General features: G+C 65.2%; 11 protein-coding genes. 4 read left to right on the forward strand and 7 right to left on the reverse strand.

The genetic code is table 11. The features are described from left to right. The first annotated feature begins 196 nt into the window (after positions 1 to 196). The 4 genes from ACE10Z_RS24195 (at position 197) to ACE10Z_RS24210 (ending at position 8,817) form a co-directional block, all read left to right on the forward strand. Positions 197 to 3,757: an Ig-like domain repeat protein gene (locus ACE10Z_RS24195; RefSeq protein WP_375783007.1), complete on the forward strand. Its 3,561-nt coding sequence runs from the start codon at positions 197 to 199 to the stop codon at positions 3,755 to 3,757. Positions 3,758 to 4,201: 444 nt separating this feature from the next. After that, on the forward strand, positions 4,202 to 5,221 hold the full coding sequence (locus tag ACE10Z_RS24200) for a TRAP transporter substrate-binding protein (protein WP_176531343.1): 1,020 nt from the start codon (positions 4,202 to 4,204) through the stop codon (positions 5,219 to 5,221). Between the two features lie 34 nt (positions 5,222 to 5,255). Further along, positions 5,256 to 7,142: a TRAP transporter large permease subunit gene (locus ACE10Z_RS24205; RefSeq protein WP_375783008.1), complete on the forward strand. Its 1,887-nt coding sequence runs from the start codon at positions 5,256 to 5,258 to the stop codon at positions 7,140 to 7,142. Between the two features lie 25 nt (positions 7,143 to 7,167). Beyond that, entirely contained in the window at positions 7,168 to 8,817 is a 1,650-nt protein-coding gene (locus ACE10Z_RS24210) for an acyl-CoA synthetase (RefSeq protein ID WP_375783009.1), read from the forward strand. 9 nt (positions 8,818 to 8,826) lie between these two features. On the opposite strand, the gene ACE10Z_RS24215 is transcribed toward ACE10Z_RS24210, so the two are convergent. The 7 genes from ACE10Z_RS24215 to tmk form a co-directional block, all read right to left on the reverse strand. Beyond that, entirely contained in the window at positions 8,827 to 9,294 is a 468-nt protein-coding gene (locus tag ACE10Z_RS24215; RefSeq protein ID WP_375783010.1) for a MarR family winged helix-turn-helix transcriptional regulator, read from the reverse strand. Then, entirely contained in the window at positions 9,275 to 10,033 is a 759-nt protein-coding gene (locus tag ACE10Z_RS24220; protein ID WP_375783011.1) for a nitroreductase family protein, read from the reverse strand. Before ACE10Z_RS24220 ends, ACE10Z_RS24215 begins: the two co-directional genes overlap by 20 nt. Positions 10,034 to 10,186: 153 nt before the next feature. Next, positions 10,187 to 10,993, reverse strand: a complete 807-nt coding sequence (locus ACE10Z_RS24225; protein ID WP_375783012.1) for an MBL fold metallo-hydrolase — start codon at positions 10,991 to 10,993, stop codon at positions 10,187 to 10,189. After that, the gene (locus ACE10Z_RS24230) at positions 10,990 to 11,781 is read right to left on the reverse strand and encodes a TatD family hydrolase (RefSeq protein WP_375789905.1); all 792 of its coding nucleotides are present in this window, start codon (positions 11,779 to 11,781) and stop codon (positions 10,990 to 10,992) included. Before ACE10Z_RS24230 ends, ACE10Z_RS24225 begins: the two co-directional genes overlap by 4 nt. A 14-nt stretch (positions 11,782 to 11,795) precedes the next feature. Further along, a complete protein-coding gene (metG, locus tag ACE10Z_RS24235) occupies positions 11,796 to 13,769 on the reverse strand; it encodes a methionine--tRNA ligase (RefSeq protein WP_375783013.1) in 1,974 nt (657 codons plus the stop codon). 87 nt (positions 13,770 to 13,856) lie between these two features. Then, complete coding sequence (locus ACE10Z_RS24240) at positions 13,857 to 14,897, reverse strand: DNA polymerase III subunit delta' (protein ID WP_375783014.1); 1,041 nt, start codon at positions 14,895 to 14,897, stop codon at positions 13,857 to 13,859. Beyond that, on the reverse strand, positions 14,894 to 15,580 hold the full coding sequence (gene tmk / locus ACE10Z_RS24245) for a dTMP kinase (protein ID WP_375783015.1): 687 nt from the start codon (positions 15,578 to 15,580) through the stop codon (positions 14,894 to 14,896). Before tmk ends, ACE10Z_RS24240 begins: the two co-directional genes overlap by 4 nt. Position 15,581: the final 1 nt, after the last annotated feature.

Here is a 15,581-nt window from a genome sequence, read left to right on the forward strand (position 1 = left end):
GGAAATGCAATCTCGACAGGTTTCTGGGAATAGCGGTAGCAGCGGCTGCTAAGAGCCTTACGCAGGGGTTGGCGGCCATGTCCGATGCGCGGCCGGCGCGCGCATCGAAGCTCAATTTTTCCGGTTATTTTGCGACCCGCAGATCGGCGCTGCCCATGGCGCGTACCTTCTTGGCGATGAGAAGGACCTGATACCCATGCTGGCCGTTTCGAGTTTGGCGCGATCGAAGTCCTTCGCAATCGCTCTGCTTGTTGCCTTGCTTTACTTCGTTCAATCGTCGTCGGCATTCGCGGCCGTGGCGGCTGGGCCGGTCAGCGCCACGGTCGCCTATGACAGTTCGGCAAATCCGATCACGTTGAATCTCAGCGGCGGCGCGCCCGCCTCGGTGGCTGTCGCGACGGCGGCAGCGCACGGGACGGCGACGGCATCCGGCACCGGCATTTCCTATACGCCGGCGCCAGGTTTTTTCGGCGCGGACAGCTTCACCTACACCGCGACCGATGGTACCGGCACATCCGCTCCTGCCACGGTCTCGATCATCGTCTCGGCGCCGATGATCACGGGCGGTCCGTCGGTCTTGACGCCGGGTACAGTCGGGAGCGCCTATAACCAGTCGCTGATGGGACTCGGCGGTCAGCCGCCCTATAGTTTCACAATCGCATTCGGAGCGCTGCCGGACGGCCTCAGCCTCGCCAGCAACGGCGCAATCACCGGCACGCCGACCCGCGGTGGCACATTCTTCTTTATGGTGAGCGGCACCGACAGCAGCACGCCCACCAACGCCTCCTTCACCATCCAAACCTTCCTCACTATTAGTAACGTGACCGTGCCCAACGCGCCGGTGATCGGCACTGCGACAGCCGGCAATACCCAGGCGCAGGTGAGCTTCACTGCGCCGCCGTCCAACGGCGGACCGGCGATCATCGGCTATACGGTGACGTCGACGCCCGGCGGCGCGACCGCCACGGGCAGTGCTTCGCCGATTACGGTGACAGGGCTGAGCAACGGAACGGCCTATACGTTCACGGTGACGGCAACCAATAGCGTCGGGACCGGCAGCGCCTCCGCCGCGTCCAATTCGGTCACGCCCCTCGCGCCGCCGACGGCAACCCAGGCGATCACCTCGACGATACTGACGCAGAACCACGCGGCAACGTCTTTTACGCCGGTCATCGGCTCCGGCGGCGCGGCGCCGCTCACCTATAGCGTCTCACCGAGCTTGCCGACAGGGTTGAGCATGGCGTCGGGCACCGGCGCGATCACCGGCACGCCGACGGTCGCAAGCTCGGCCACGACCTATACGGTGACGGTGACCGACGCCAACAGCGCGACGGCGACCGCGACCTTCAGCCTCACGGTCAACGGCGCCGTGACGGCAACCCAGGCGATCGCCTCGACGATACTGACGCAGAACCACGCGGCAACGTCTTTTACGCCTGTCTCCGGCTCCGGCGGCGCGGCGCCGCTCACCTATAGCGTCTCACCGAGCTTGCCGACAGGGTTGAGCATGGCGTCGGGCACCGGCGCGGTCACCGGCACGCCGACGGTCGCAAGTTCGGCCACGACCTATACGGTGACGGTGACCGACGCCACCGGCGCGACAGCGACCGCGACCTTCAGCCTCACAGTCGCGCCTCCGACGCCAACCCTTGCGGTTGCGATGTCGGGATCGCCGGCCACCGTAACGGCCGGCGGCAACATCACCTATTCAGCCGCCGTCACCGTCAGCGCAGGCACGGCGACCGGCCTGTCCCTGTCCGATAGCCTGCCGACCGGTCTGACCTTCGTCGGCGCGACCCCGCCGGGAGGCTGGCTCTGCACGACGCCGGCGGTGGGTGCCGCCGGCACAGTCAATTGCTCGATCGCATCCGCAGCGCCAGGCACTTATAATTTCTCGATTGTCGCCCGGGTTGTCGCGGGTACCACCATGGTCAACACGGCGACCGCCAGCGCCACCAACGCAACATCTGCGTCCGGCAGCGCGACGAACTCTATCAGCTTGCAGACAACGTCCGCTGCGATCGTATCGTCGCTCAATCCGAGCGCGTCGGGGCAGGGTGTTACGTTCACGGCGACGGTAACCGCCGCGGCCGGCACGCCGACCGGCACGGTGACGTTCAGGGAAGGCGCGGCGACGCTCGGCACCGGCACGCTCAACGGCGGCGGGGTCGCCATGCTTGCAACCAGCGCGCTGACCGGCGGTCCGCATGCCATCACCGCGACCTACAATGGCGACAGCAATTTTTCCGGCAGCACGTCACCCGCGCTGACGCAGACGGTCAACTTGACAACGGCGACCACGGCATCGCTTGCGTCGTCCGCCAATCCGAGCGCGCCGGGGCAGGCGGTGACCTTCACCGCGACCGTGGCAAGCGCGGGCGGCACGCCGACCGGCACCGTGACCTTCCGCGACGGCGGCGCCGCGATCGGCACCGGTTTATTGGCAGGCGGCGTTGCCACCTTCGCCACCGCGTCGCTGGCCGCAGGCACCCACAGCATCACCGCGAGCTATGGCGGCGCGACGGGCTTTGCCGCGAGCACGTCGAGCGCGTTGACGCAGACGGTGGCGATCCCGGCCGACAGCGTGAAGCTGCGGCAAATGCAGGTGGTGGTCACCAAAGTGGTGGCGCAGAATTCAGGGCAGGCGATCGCCGGCTCGATCGACAACGCGATCGCCGACGGCTTCGGCGACGGCGGCAGCCTGGTGACGCCGAGCGGCACCGGATTGCGCTTCAACTTCTCGGCCGATCCGGACCAGGTGAGCGCGACAGACGGCGAGAGGGTGGTGTCCGACCGCTGGAACGGTACCTTCGGCCGCGATGGCGCTTCATCGAATGATGCGCGCGGCTACGCAGGCAACCAGCGCAACCCCTCACGTGTCGACGACGCCTTCGCCGCGATCAATCGCAACACCATGGCAACAAAAGCGCCGCCGCTGACGGCGCGTACGCCGAAGGAGTGGCTGTTGTGGGCGGACGTAAGGGGCTCCGGCATCGACCGCTGGGGCTCGACCATAGGCAACGGGGAAGCGCCGCTTTATGGCTCGCAGGTCAACGCGCTGCTCGGGCTGACCCGCAAGCTGACGCCGTCGTTCCTGGTCGGCGTGGTCGGCGGCTACGAGACGTTCGATTACACGTCGAGCGACATCAACGGCAAGCTGAAGGGCAATGGCTGGACGGTCGGCTCCTATCTCGGCTGGAAGCTGTCGCCGGCGATCCGCTTCGATGCGGCGGTGGCATATTCCGGCATCGGCTATGACGGCACGGCAGGAACGGCGCAGGGCAATTTCGACGGCCGTCGCTGGATGGTGTCGAGCGGGTTGACGGGTAACTACCAGGCTTATGGGTTCGACTTCGAGCCGTCGGCAAAAATCTATGCGCTGTGGGAACACGAGAATGCCTACACCGACTCCTTGGGGACGCAACAGGGCAATCGTGACTTCGCCACCGGCCGTGCCTCCGCCGGCATGAAGCTGGCCTATCCGTTTGCCTGGAGCGACACCGTTGCGCTCGCACCCTATGCAGGCCTTTACGGCGACTATTATTTCACGCGCGACGATGCGGCCGCGATCGTGGCGGCGGGTGCACTGCCGCTGGCCTCGACGCCGCTACTCGACGGCTGGTCGGCGCGGGGGACTGCCGGCCTCGCAGCACGATTTGCGAGCGGCGCCGCAATTGCTGTGGGCGGCGAACTCGGTGGCATCGGATCGGGCACCCACATCTGGACCTACCGTGCCCGGGCAGCAGTGCCGTTTTAAACGCAGATGCATCCGGAAAAAGGCCGAGTGCTTAAGGCCTGTGGCCGAACCCAAACACGTCGGTGCCTAAGTCGATCGGGGACGAGGCCTCGGCGTCAAGCGATACGGTCGCCCATATCCGTAATTCGCATAAGGTATATTATGGAATATTTATATCTACAATTAGATCAGATATTTAGTGGGAAATCTTCGCAGCCGTCTGTAAGTCTGCGACCGTCCCGAGAAGTCTGCGACCGTCCCGAGCCGCTCCGACCGTTCGTTCGGTTGATCCAACCGCCACGCTGATCCGCACACATGCATCTCGTCTTAAAGCCGATATTGCCGCGGCGTACGGACGCTGCAATAAGCGCCAGCTGTGCAGAGATCGCTGGTGACCCCGCGGCATCAGGTCCGTATAGGATGGCATCTCAGAACAACAACAAGCCTCTCGAGGGAGCAAACCCAATGAGCTTTTCACGACGCACGCTGCTGAAGGTCTCCGCCGCTTCCGCCGTCCTGGGCGGAATTGGCGCACCGTATGTTGCGCGCGCCCAGTCGGCTGAGTTCTCGTACAAGTTCGCCAACAACCTGCCGGAGTCGCATCCGTTCGTGGCGCGCGCCCGGGAGATGGCTGCGGCGATCAAGACCGAGACCAACGGCCGGTTTGACCTACAGGTATTCCCGAACAGCCAGCTCGGCTCCGATACGGACATGCTGAGCCAGGTGCGTTCCGGCGGCGTCGAGTTCTTCACGCTGTCCGGCCTGATCCTGGCGACCCTGGTGCCGGCAGCCTCGATCAACGGCATCGGCTTCGCATTCCCGGACTATCCCACGGTCTGGAAGGCCATGGATGGCGAGCTCGGCGCCTATGTGCGCGGCGAGATCAACAAGGCCGGCCTCGAGGTCATGGACAAGATCTGGGACAACGGCTTCCGCCAGACCACGTCGTCGACCAAGCCGATCAACGGTCCTGATGATCTCAAGGGCTTCAAGATCCGCGTGCCGGTGTCGCCGCTGTGGACCTCGATGTTCAAGGCGTTCGATGCGTCGCCCGCCTCGATCAATTTCAGCGAGGTCTATTCGGCGCTGCAGACCAAGATCGTCGAAGGCCAGGAAAACCCGCTGGCGCTGATCTCGGCGGCGAAGCTGTACGAGGTGCAGAAGTACTGCTCGATGACCAACCACATGTGGGACGGCTTCTGGTTCCTGATGAACCGCCGGGCCTGGGCGGCGCTGCCGGACGATATCAAGACCATCGTTGCCAAGAACGTCAACGCAGCCGCCGTCAAGGAGCGCGAGGACACCGAGAAGCTCAATGCCACCGTGAAGCAGGAGCTCACGGGCAAGGGCCTCGTGTTCAACCAGCCCGAGGTCGGGCCGTTCCGCGACAAGCTGCGCGCCGCCGGCTTCTATGCCGAGTGGAAGGGCAAGTACGGCGAGAAGGCCTGGGATCTGCTCGAGAAGTCTGTCGGCAAACTGTCCTGATCGATCAAGCGGGAGGCGTGCCAGGAGGATTGCCATGGCTCATGTCGAGATGACGCCGGCCGTGGCCGGCGAGGCGGCGTCACAGCCCCCTCGCCGCCGCTCTGTTCTCGGTTCCATCGAGGCTGCGCTCGGATGGCTGGTCGAAATCCCGGCGGCGATCCTTGTGGTCGCCGAGGTCGTCATCCTGTTCGCCGGCGTGGTGTCGCGTTACGTGCTCCACGCGCCGCTGATCTGGTCCGACGAGCTGGCGTCGATCCTGTTCCTGTGGCTTGCGATGCTCGGATCCGCGGTCGCGTTCCGCCGCGGCGAGCACATGCGGATGACGGCGCTGGTCGCGAGCGCCGGACCCCGGCTGTGGGGCTACCTGGACGTGGTCGCGACCTGCGCGGCGCTGGCGTTCCTGATCCTGATCGTGCGGCCGGCCTACGAATACGCCTACGAGGAAAGCTTCATCACCACGCCGGCGCTGCAGATTTCCAACACCTGGCGCGCGGCGGCGCTGCCGGTCGGCACCTGCCTGATGGGGCTGTTCGCGCTGCTGCGGCTGGCGCGGGTCGGCGACTTCAAAACCTTCCTGCTGGCGGCGCTGACGGTCGTCGCGCTGATCGGCGTGTTCTGGCTGGCGCAGCCGATGTTGCGGCCGCTCGGCAACCTCAATCTGATCATCTTCTTCGTCGGCGTGGTCGGCTTCTGCGTGTTCGCCGGCGTGCCGATCGGCTTTGCCTTCGGCATGGCGATCTTCGGCTATCTGGCGCTGACCACGCGGACGCCGCTGATGGTGCTGGTCGGCCGGATGGACGAGGGCATGAGCCACCTCATCCTGCTGTCGGTGCCGCTGTTCGTCTTCCTCGGCCTCCTGATCGAAATGACCGGCATGGCGCGCGCGATGGTCGCGTTCCTGGCGAGCCTGCTCGGGCACGTCCGCGGCGGCCTGCATTACGTGCTGGTCGGCGCCATGTACCTGGTGTCCGGCATCTCCGGATCGAAGGCCGCCGACATGGCCGCCGTCGCACCCGTGCTGTTCCCGGAAATGAAGGATCGCGGCGCCAAGCCGGGCGATCTGGTCGCCCTGCTCGCCGCCACCGGCGCGCAGACCGAGACCATTCCGCCGAGCCTCGTGCTGATCACGATCGGCTCGGTCACCGGCGTCTCAATCTCGGCGCTGTTCACCGGCGGCCTGCTGCCGGGCGTCGTGCTGGCAATCACGCTGTCGGGGCTGGTGTGGTGGCGCTACCGCGGCGAAGACTTGAGCCACGTCCAGCGCGCCACGGGCAGCGAGATCGGCAAGGCGTTGGTGTTCGCGCTGCCCGCGTTGGCCCTTCCTTTCGTGATCCGTTACGCCGTGGTCGAAGGCATCGCCACGGCCACCGAAGTCTCGACCATCGGCATCGTCTACGCCTTCGCCATCGGCCTGTTGATCTACCGCAAGTTCAACTGGCGGCGGCTGGTGCCAATGCTGATCGACACGGCGTGCCTGTCGGGCGCGATCCTGTTCATCATCGGCACCGCGACCGGCATGGCCTGGGGCCTGACCCAGTCCGGTTTCTCGCGGGCGCTGGCAGCGTCGATGACCGGGCTGCCGGGCGGCTCGGCGACCTTCATCGCCGTCTCGATCCTGGCCTTCGTGGTCCTCGGCAGCGTGCTCGAAGGCATTCCGGCCATCGTGCTGTTCGGGCCGCTGCTGTTTCCGATTGCGCGCCAGGTCGGCGTCCACGAGGTGCACTATGCCATGATCATCATCCTGGCGATGGGCATCGGATTGTTCGCGCCGCCGTTCGGCGTCGGCTATTATGCCGCCTGCGCCATCGGGCGCGTCGATCCGGCCGAGGGTATCCGGCCGATCTGGGGCTATATGCTGGCGCTGTTGATCGGCCTGATCATTGTCGCCATCTTCCCCTGGATATCGATCGGTTTCCTTTAAGGCACCTTGCGGATGGGATAGAGCCATGAGTGCAGCTCAAAACCAGTACTCGATCGGGCTCGACAAGACGCCCGCCAACTACGTGCCGCTGACGCCGCTGAGCTTCCTGGCGCGCTCGGCCGCGGTCTATCCCGACCACGTCAGCGCGGTCTATGAGGGCCGCAGCTGCACCTGGAAACAGACCTTTGAGCGCTGCAAGCGCTTCGCGTCCTATCTCGCCGGCCATGGCATCGGCCATGGCGACACGGTGGCCGCGATGCTGCCGAACATCCCGGCGATGAACGAGCTGCACTTCGCGGTGCCGATGACCGGCGCGGTGCTGAACGCGCTGAACATTCGCCTCGATGCGGAATCGATCGCGTTCCAGCTCGATCATGGCGGCGCCAGGATCGTCCTCGTCGACCCCGAATTCTCCGGCGTGATCGCGGAAGCCCTGACACTGATGAAGGGCGCAAAGCCGTTCGTGATCGACGTCGATGATACAGCCTTCGCCGGCGGCAAGCGGATCGGCGAGATCGAGTATGAGGCGGCGGTCGCCTCAGGTGATCCCGCATTCGTGGAGCGGCCGCCGGCCGACGAATGGAATGCGATCGCGCTGAGCTATACGTCGGGCACGACGGGCAATCCGAAGGGCGTCGTCACCCATCACCGTGGCGCCTATCTCAACGCCGTCAGCAACATCCTCGCCGGCAATCTCGGCCAGCATCCGGTCTATCTCTGGACGCTGCCGATGTTTCACTGCAACGGCTGGTGCTTTCCCTGGACGATTGCGGCGACCGCCGGCGTCAATGTCTGCCTGCGCAAGGTCGATCCGGCCAAGATCTTCGAATTGATCCCGAAACACGGCGTCACCCACATGTGCGGCGCGCCGATCGTCTACAACACGCTGATCAACGCGCCCGATGCACCGAAGGGCGGCAAGGCGAAGCCCGTCGTCGGCCTGATCGCGGGCGCGGCGCCGCCGGTTGCCGTGCTCGAAGGCGCCGAGCGCATCGGCATCAAGCTGACCCATGTCTACGGCCTGACCGAAGTCTACGGCCCCGCCTCCGTTTGCGCCGAGCAGCCGGGCTGGGACGAGCTGTCCGCCGATGCGCGCGCGCAGCTGAAGCGGCGTCAGGGCGTGGCCTATCCGTTGCAGGAAGACGTCACCGTGCTCGATCCCGAGACCATGCGCGAAGTGCCGCGCGACGGCGAGACCATCGGCGAGGTCATGTTCCGTGGCAATATCGTGATGAAGGGTTATCTGAAGAACGAGAAGGCGACGCAGGAAGCCTTCGCCGGCGGCTGGTTTCACACCGGCGATCTCGGCGTGCTCGACGAGCACGGCTACGTCATCATCAAGGACCGCTCCAAGGACATCATCATCTCCGGCGGCGAGAACGTCTCCTCGGTCGAGGTCGAGGACATCCTCTACAAGCACCCGGCCGTGCTGTTTGCCGCTGTCGTCGCCAAGCCCGATCCGAAATGGGGCGAAGTGCCCTGCGCCTTCCTCGAACTGAAGGACGGCGCCAAGGCAACCGAAGCCGAGATCATCGCCTATTGCCGCGAGCATATGCCGGGCTTCAAGACCCCGAAGTCAGTGGTGTTCGGCGTGATCCCGAAGACCTCGACCGGCAAGATCCAGAAATTCCTGCTGCGCAACGAGGTCGGATCGGCCAAGGCGATTTCGGCCTGAGCGGCTGGCTCAGCCTTCCGCAAGGCGGCCGAGCAATTCGTACAGCAGTCGCCTCTGGTCGGCCTTGAGCGGCGCGAGCGTCGTCGCGGTGCATTCGATCTCGATCGGGATCAGCTGCTCGACCAGCGCCACGCCGGCTGTGGTCAGATCGATCAGGATCAGCCGCTTGTCGGTCGCATCGCGCCGGGTCGCGACCAGGCGGCGCTTCTTCAGCCGCAGCACGACGTCGCGGATATTGGCCGGCTCCATCGCGACCAGCCGGCCGAGCAGGTTCTGCGACAGCGCTCCGCGCTCATAGAGCCGGGCCAAGGTCGCATATTGCGGGGCCGTCAGGTCGTAGGATCCGATCCGGTCGACCAGGTTGGACGAAGCGCGCTGATACGCCTTGCGCAGCAGGAAGCCGACCTGGTCCTCCAGCCGGTAGTCCGACGCAACGCGCCTGACCGGCGCGTCCGCTTTAGTCGACGTTCTCGGCATCCCGGTACATCACCTTGTGGCGCGTGGTCGAAACCCATTCATCGATCTGGGATTCGGTCATGAAGTGCTGGTCATCGAACCTGTTCCAGTTGCTGATGTCAGCCAGGCTCTTCTTCCAGCGCTTGTACGGCGGCTTGGCCGGCGGACCGAAGCACATGATGTCGAGCACGGACAATTCCTCGGGGATGCCGAGCAGCGGCTTCATCGCCTGCTGCGCCTTCTCCTGCCCGATCGCGGTCACCCACCAGACGTTGTAGCCGAGCGCGGCCGCCGCGAGATGCGCCGACATCGTCGCCGCCGCCACGCTCTGCAGCAGGATGCGCTCGGCATTCTCCTTGTACATCTTGTCGAGCTCGGAGCCGTCGTTGAGCACGGGAAACGCCTTGACCCAGCGGAAATCGCTGGCGACGACGATGAAGCCGGGGGCCGACGCGAGGCCGCGATAATCGGGGGTTGGAAACTTCATCTTGAGCCGGGCGCGGGCGACCTGCTCCTCGCGGAAATACTCGGTGATCCGGTTCTTCAGATCCTGATCGGTGACGGCAATGAAGTGCCAGGGCTGGGCATTGGCGCCCGACGGCGCGTGCCGCGCAGCTTCCAGGATCATGTCGTAATGCTCCGGCGGCATCGCGTAGCTGGAATCGAACGCTCGGGTCGTCAGGCGGTTCTTCACGACATCCATCAGCGCGTCATATCGCGTGCGATCGGTGTAGTCCCGCACTGCCACAGCTTCCGCCATCGAGGCCTCCCGATATTGTTATGATCATAACGATATCGAAAACACGCAAAAGGTCAATGCCCGAATGCGATCGAGCGCGGTCAGTTTGGCGATCGGAACCACGTGCGACCTGATGGACGCGCGTGATCCCGCCAGCTCATGGTTGTCGAGGTTTCAGCCTGCCCGATCGAGCGTCAGGCGCATGCCGTCATAGGCCGGGATCACGCCGGCCGGCAGGCTCTGCCGCAGCACCTCGTAGTCGAGGTCGGAATGCATGTTGGTGATGACCGCGCGCTTCGGCTTGAAGCGCTCGATCCACGACAGCGCGTCCGCAACGCTGAAATGGCTGGGATGCGGCGCATAGCGCAGGCCGTCGACGATCCAGAGATCGAGACCTTCCAGCGCCGGCCAGCTCTCCGCGGGAATGTCGTGCAGATCGGGCGTGTAGGCGGCGTCGCCGATGCGGTAGCCGAGCGCAGGAATCCGTCCATGCTGCACCAGGAAGGCCTCGAGCTTCAGCGGACCGCCCTTCCCCGGCACCGTGTGGCTCTCGCCGGCCTCGATCGAATGCCGGGTCAGGATCGGCGGATAGTCGCTGCCTTCCGGCGAGATGAAGCAATAGGAGAACCGCGCCATGATGTCCTTGGCGGTCGACTGGTTGAAGTAGACCGGGATGCGACGGCGCTGATGCAGCACCACCGAGCGCAGATCGTCGATGCCGTGGGTCTGGTCGGCATGCTCATGGGTCAGGAACACCGCGTCGATATGCTCGACGTCGCCGTCGATCAGCTGCTCGCGCAGATCGGGCGACGTATCGATCACGACCCGCGTGGTGCCGTGCTCCATGGTGCGCTCGGCCATGATCGAGCAGCGGCGGCGGCGGTTCTTGGGATTGTTGGGATCGCAGGCGCCCCAGCCGAGCGCCGGGCGCGGCACGCCGGCGGATGAGCCGCAGCCCAGAATGGTCAGTGTCAGCGTCATGCAGCAACCTTCGGCGCCGGCACCTTGGAGAACAGCCGGAAGAAGTTTTCAGTGGTCTGCCGCGAGATCTCCTCGAGCGAGACGCCGCGGGTTTCGGCGAGCATCTTGGCGACCTCGACGACGTAGGACGGCTCGTTGCGCTTGCCGCGGAATTTTCCGGGCGCAAGATACGGCGCATCGGTCTCGACCATGATGCGGTCGGCCGGCAGCTCCGCGGCCAGCGCGCGCAGGGTGTCGGACTTCTTGAAGGTCAGGATGCCCGTGAACGAGATCGACAGCCCAAGCGCAATTGCCTTCATCGCCAGTTCGCGGCCACCGGTGTAGCAGTGCAGGACGGCCTTGAACGGCCCCTTCGCGACCTCATCCTCCAGGATGCGGCCGCAATCCTCGTCGGCCTCCCTGGTGTGGATGACGAGCGGCAGGCCGGTTTCGCGGGCCGCAGCGATGTGCGCGCGAAAGCCGCGTTCCTGGGCCTCGCGCGAACCATGCTCATAGAAATAGTCGAGCCCCGCTTCGCCGAGCGCCACGACCTTCGGATGCTTGGTCAGTTCGATCAATTCGCTGGCCGGAATGCCGTCCTCTTCGTCGGCATGATGCGGATGGGTGCCGACCGAGCAGTAGACGTCGGGAAACCGCTCTGTGATCGCAAGCAGGCCGCCGAGCCGCCTCACCCGGGTCGAGATCGTGACCATGCGGCCGATGCCGGCCGCTTCGGCGCGCCCGACGATCCCGTCGAGATCGTCGGCGAAATCAGGGAAATCGAGATGGCAGTGACTGTCGACCAGCATGACTTTCGAACCGCTCACTCGGTCTTCGGTTCCACATAGCGCGGAAACACGCCGACCGGCGCCGGCAGAACCGTGCCCGGCTTGATCCGCTCGGCGATCGCCGCGAAGCTGCGCGCATCCGCTGATATGCCGAGGCTGTCGAGCATCTTGCCGCAGGATTCCGGCATCACGGCCTGCGCCATGATCGCGATCTGGCGCACGACTTCGGCGGTGACATAGAGCACCGTCTTCTGGCGGGCCGGATCGGTCTTCGCCAACGCCCACGGCGCCTCGCCGGCAAAGTAGCGGTTGGCTTCGGCGACCACGGCCCAGACCGTGTTGAGCCATTGATGGATCTGCTGCGTCGCCATCGCGGTCCGCGACGTCTCCAGCATGGCGTCGGCTTGCGCCAGGATCGCCTTGTCGGTGTCGCTGAACTCGCCGGGCTCCGGCAGCACGCCGCCGAGTTGCTTGGCGATCATCGACAGCGAACGCTGCGCGAGATTGCCGAAATCGTTGGCGAGGTCGGCATTGATGCGCGCGACGATGGCCTCGTGGTTGTAGTTGCCGTCCTGGCCGAACGGCACTTCGCGCAGGAAGAAATAGCGCACCTGGTCGACGCCGTACTGGTTGGCCAGATTGAAGGGATCGACAACGTTGCCGACCGACTTCGACATCTTCTCGCCCCTGTTGAACAGGAAGCCATGCGCATAGACGCGCCGCTGCAAGGGGATGCCGGCCGACATCAGGAAGGCCGGCCAGTACACCGCGTGGAAGCGGATGATATCCTTGCCGATGATGTGCACATCGGCCGGCCAGTAGCGCCAGTGCTTGTCGCTCTCGTCGGGATAGCCGACGCCGGTGATGTAGTTGGTCAGCGCATCGACCCAGACATACATCACGTGCTCGGGATCGTTGGGGACCTTGACGCCCCAGTCGAAGGTGGTGCGCGAGATCGAGAGGTCCTTCAGCCCGCCCCGCACGAAGCTCATCACCTCGTTGCGGCGCGAATCCGGGCCGATGAAATCGGGTTGGCTCTCATAGAGGTGCAAGAGCCTGTCCTGGTAGGCCGAGAGCTTGAAGAAATAGCTCTTCTCCTCGACCCATTCGACCGGCGTGCCCTGCGGGCCGCGGCGGACATTGTCCTCGCCGACGGTGGTCTCATCCTCGGCGTAGTAGGCCTCGTCGCGCACCGAATACCAGCCGGCATAGGCGTCGATATAGATGTCGCCATTGTCCTGCATGCGGCGCCAGATTTCCTGCACGGACTTGTGGTGAGCGGGTTCCGAGGTGCGGATGAAACGGTCGAACGAGACATTGAGCCGCTCGTCCATTTCCTTGAACCGCGCCGCGTTGCGGGTGGCGAGATCGTACGGCGTCATCCCCTCGCCGGCCGCGGTCTGGATCATTTTCTGTCCGTGCTCGTCGGTGCCGGTCAGGAAGAATACGTCCTTGCCGTCGAGCCGCTGGAAGCGCGCCAGTGCGTCGGTCGCGATCGCCTCATAGGCGTGGCCGATATGCGGCTGGCCGTTCGGATACGCGATCGCGGTCGTGATGTAGTAGACGTTGCCGCGGTCCGCGGCAGGTGCCGGGACCGACGCGCGCGCAGCAGCCTTGGCTGCGGGTTTGGGTTGCATGGGCGCGCGGACCGTTGCCGTCTTCGGGGCCTTCTCGGCCGCTGGAGCTTTCGGCGCAGCGGGCTTCCTTGCAGCCGGAGCCACGGCCGCTGCGGCTGCCTTCTTCGGCGGAGCCTTGGTGGGCTTGGTGGCGGTCTTCCTGGCCGTCTTCTTCGCAGCCTTCTTGACGGCCTTTTTGGCGACCTTTTTCGCAGCCGACTTCTTGGCTCCTGTCTTGGCCTTTGCGGCTTTCTTCGCCTTCTTGGTGACGCGCCCACTCTTCTTGGTCTTGGCAGCGCGCGACTTCGCCGTGGCTTTGCTGGTCGCGCGGGCGGGCGATGCCTTCTTCGTCTTCTTGGCCTTTTTCGACGATTTCTTGTTAGCGGTCGCCACCACGGAATCCTTTGCAGATCGAAACGAGATTGTCGGGAGTGTTGTCAGACAGGTGTTTTCAGACGGATGTGTTGTAAGACGAGGCGTCTATCGGGTCGCGTCCGCGAGCATCGAAAACACCGAGAAAACCAGCGGCTTGCGCTCCAGATTGTAGGCTTCGGTATCGCGCGCGGCGCGGACGATCTTTTCCCATACCTCCGCCAGCCGTGCAAGGCGCGGCAGATTGGCATTGGCGTCGCCGGTTCGCATGCGCTCGCTCATCCAGCGATCGATGCCGTCGATGAAAGCGGCAAGCGCGACGCGGTCGCTGGTGCCGAGCGCATCGCCCAGTGCGTGCAGCTCGCGTGGATCGACGCTCGGAAGCGTTGCCAGCAGCGCGGCCGTGCGTTGCTGCAGCTTGAGCGCGTCGCCGCCGAGCAGCGATAGCGCCCGCCCGACGCTGCCCTCGGACGCTGCCGCAGCTTCCGCCAGCGCGGGATCGTCGGCCTCGATGCCGGTTGCAGCCGTGGCCGCGCGCACCACATCGCCCGTCTCCAGCGGCCGCAGCAGCAATTTGCGGCAGCGGGATAGAATGGTCGGCAGCACCCGTGACGGCGCGTGGCTGACCAGCAGGAACAGCGACTGCTGCGGCGGCTCCTCGAGGATTTTCAGCAGCGCATTCGCGGCATTGGGGTTGAGCTCATCGACGGTGTCGACGATGCAGACGCGCCAGCCGTCGACCGCCGCGGTCGAGCCGAAGAACGAGATCGTCTCGCGCGTCTCGTCGACCGTGATCACGGTGCGCATCACGCCGCGGTCGTTGAGGCCACGCTCCAGCACCAAGAGCCCGCCATGCGCACCGGCGGTGATCTGGCGCGCCACCGGGTCGGACGGATCGACCCGCAGCGTCGGCGCCGCCTGCACCTGGGACGACTTCGGATTGCGGAACGCCAGCACGAACCGCGCCATGCGGTAGGCCAGCGTCGCCTTGCCGATGCCCTGTGCGCCGCCGATCAGCCAGGCATGCGGAATTCGCCCGCTGCGATAGGCGTCGAGCAAGGCGGTCTCCGCCTCACGATGCCCGAACAGATCGGGGGTTTCGCGCGGGTGGCGAGCGGGGTTCTCCTGTTCGACCTTGCGTGCGCTCATGCGGGAGTATCTGCCGTGAGTGTTGTGCGCAGATGCTCGCGCAGCGCGGCCCATATCCTCGCCGCGACCGTGTCCGGATCGGCCGTGGCGTCGATCAGCACGCAGCGCTGTGGATCGTCCGCCGCGATCTTTTGGTAGGCGTCACGCAAATCCTGATGGAACTTGATGCCCTCGGCCTCGAAGCGATCCGCTGTGGCATTGCCGCGGCGCAGGGCGGCGCGTTGCAGTCCGACTTCGACCGGCACATCGAGGATGAAAGTCAGGTCGGGCTTGAGATCGCCGATGGTGACGCGCTGCATGGCATTGACGAGGCCGGGCGACACCTGCCCGAGCTGGCCCTGATAGGCACGCGTGGAATCGAAGAAGCGATCGCACAGCACCCAGATGCCCTGGTTAAGCGCCGGCAGGATCACGGTGCGGACGTGGTCGTCGCGCGCGGCGGCAAATAGCAGTGTCTCGGCTTCCGGCCCGAGCAGCTTGCCCATCCCCGACAGCACGAGGTGACGTATGATCTCCGCCCCGGGCGAACCGCCGGGCTCGCGGGTCACGATCGCGCGCAGCTTGGCGACATCGAGCCGTTCGGCGAGCTTGCGGATCTGGGTCGATTTCCCCGAGCCCTCGCCGCCCTCAAAGGTGATGAAGCGACCGCGCAAGCTCGGCCGTTGGACTGCTGCTTCCGCCATG

The organism is Bradyrhizobium sp. Pha-3 (assembly GCF_042258615.1).
GTDB lineage: Bacteria > Pseudomonadota > Alphaproteobacteria > Rhizobiales > Xanthobacteraceae > Bradyrhizobium.